We start from the raw sequence: 2,610 nt of genomic DNA, 5'->3' as shown, positions 1-2,610 counted from the left end.
GGCGGGTGGGTACAGCCCCGCAGCCCTAGATCGCACCCTTGCGCGTCAAGTGCGAGAAGCTAAGCCACCCCGGCAGCACCGGCAGCCAGAAGGTCAGCAGCCGGAAGAGCAGCACCGCCGACAGCGCCGTGTCCGACGGCAGCCCCGCCGCCGTAAGGCCCGCCGTGAGCGCCAGCTCCACCGCGCCCACACCGCCCGGCGTCGGCGCCGCGGACCCCAGCGCGTTACCCGCCAAGAAAACAACCGCGACGTTCGCGAACGAGAGCTCCCCGCCAAAAGCCCGTACCGACGCATCCAGGCACAGCACGAAGAACAGCGTCATCAGCACCATGCCGCCAATGCCCGACGCCAGCTTCTGCGGGCGCTGGACCACGTCCAGCATCCGCGGCACCACACCCGCGAACAGCGATCGCACCCGCGTCGACACGAACTTCCGCAGGAACGGTACGGCAGTGACCACCAGCACCAGCACCGCCGCCGCCAGCAGCCCGCCGATGACCGTTCGCGACGGGGACAGCGACGGCGTCCGCTCGGTCCCCGTGACGTAACCGAAGGTCATCAGCAGCAGCACATGGCACCCGAGCCCGAAGAGCTGCGACGCCCCCACGCTCGCCACCGCAAGCCCCGGGCGCACGCCCGACCGCTGCAGGAAGCGCGTGTTCAGCGCGACGCCGCCCACCGCCGCCGGCGCCACCAGCTTCACGAACGAACCGGCGACCTGCGCCAGCACCGTCCGCGCGTACGACACCTTCTCCGGTACGAAACCGAGCAGGCCCAGCGCCGTCGACGGATACGTCAGCGCCGAGAAGACCAGCGCCAGCGCCGCCCAGTGCCACTTCGCCTCGGTGATGATCGTGCCGAGGTTGGCGTGGGTGAGCTGGGACAGCAGGAAGTACGCCGCGAAGACGCCCGCGATCACCGTGACCAGCGTGCGCGGCTTGATCCGCTCCAGACGGGCCGGCTCCACCGCCGCCTGCGGCCTTATCCGCAGCACCTCGTGGCGGATCTGGGTGAGCAGATCCTCCTCGCGGGTCTCGTCCAGCGCGTCCTCGATCGCCTTCTTCTCGGCCTTCAGCGCCTTCCGGCCGTGCTCCTTGGCCTTGATCTCCTTACGGGCCTTCGACGCCTCCAGCACCGCCTCGCGCTGCCGCTCCGACCGCTCCCGTGAGCGGCGCCGCAGCTCCACCCGCGACGACCGGGTCAGTGCGATCGACTGCAGCAGCGGCAGGCTGTCCGCGACCGCGTCGGGGCCGAGTACCTGCACCGCCGCGGCCACCGCACGTTGCGCGCCGACCCGTAGTGCGAGGGTCGTGACCAGCTGCGCGATGTCCATCCGCAGCACCAGGTCGCCGGCCGCGATCTCGCCGCCGCGCAGATCGGTGAGGAAGACCGTGCCGGAACGATCCACCAGAATCGCGTCGCCATCCAGCCGCCGGTGGCAGATGCGCCGCGACTGCAGCGCTTCCACCTGCCGCCAGGTGCTCAGCATCAGCTCGTCGGTGATCTCCTCGTCCTCGAGCTGGTCCAGCGTCCGGCCGCCGAGGTGCTCGTAGACGAGCATCACCGCGTCCGGGCCGAGCTCGGAGGTGGCGACCAGCTTCGGTGCGTTGGCGCCGGCGGCGATGGCCGCGTACGCCAGCAGCGCCTCCTGCTCCAGGGCCTGGCGCAGCGACTGCAGGCTGCGGCGCTGGTAGATGCCGCGCAGCGAGAGCCGCCGCCAGGCGCGGTAGAAGAAGCCCTGCGCCTGGTGCTCGCGGTCGACGACGGTGACGTCCAGCGGCGGGCCGTCCTCGCGGGTGACCACGTAGCGGCGGCCGCGGTCGGCGTTCTCCGCGTCCGAGGCGGCCGCGGCGGCGGTGCCGGGCACCGGCTCCTCCGGGACCAGCGCGCTGACCGGGCGGAAGCCGATGCGGCGCAGGCCGGCCAGCAGATTGCGGCCGGTGGGGCGAACGGTCGGGGACCCGACGGCGTACATCGTCCCGTACGCGACGGTCCACCCGATCAGGACGGTGAGGGTGATCGCGAACGGCGTCGTATAGCCGCCGACCAGCACCGCCACCACATCGAGCGCCACGACCGCCCACATCAGCACCCGCCAGCCGGGGCGGCGGGTCATGCCGACCGCCGTCATGTACGCCACGACCGGGGCGATGTAGCCGTGCACCGGGTCGGTCTGGCCGTCGCCGCTGGGCTTGGCCTTGGTGAGCGCGTGCAGGATCGAGTCCGGCGCGGCCTCGGCGACCCAGAGCGCGATCGCGAGGGATACGCCATGGGCGAGGACGGCCGCGAGCACGCCGTCGGCGATCCGTAGGCCGTCCCGCTTGATCAGCCGCTCGACCGCGAAGATCACCGGGAGCGCGAGCACCGCGACGGAGGCGATGAAGCCGCCGACGCTGATCCACACCGGTACGTCGGCGCGGTTGATGTCGTCGCTGATGCCCTGCGTGGTCTGCTGCGCGACCGCCGCGAGCGCCAGCAGCACGGCGATGGCCAGCAGTCCGAGCAGCATCCGGATCAGGTCGGACGGGCGGTGCACCCGCGCCGGCAGCAGCGGCTCGTCGCCCTCTATGGCGTCGGCGACCCGGACGGTGGTACTGGGCGGGGCGGGCT

At 72.0% G+C, this 2,610-nt stretch carries 1 protein-coding gene; it reads right to left on the bottom strand.

Going from position 1 to position 2,610, the window contains the following annotated elements; genetic code table 11:
• Window positions 1–25: 25 nt before the first annotated feature.
• Window positions 26–2,610 (bottom strand): lysylphosphatidylglycerol synthase transmembrane domain-containing protein (locus G5C51_RS41415; RefSeq protein WP_165246020.1); only part of this gene is annotated, 2,585 nt, incomplete at its 5' end.

This window comes from Streptomyces coryli (assembly GCF_011044975.1).
In the GTDB taxonomy this organism is placed as follows: domain Bacteria; phylum Actinomycetota; class Actinomycetes; order Streptomycetales; family Streptomycetaceae; genus Streptomyces; species Streptomyces coryli.
Note: the sequence above shows the minus strand (reverse complement) of the source record. Positions and strands in the feature narration are given on the sequence as shown.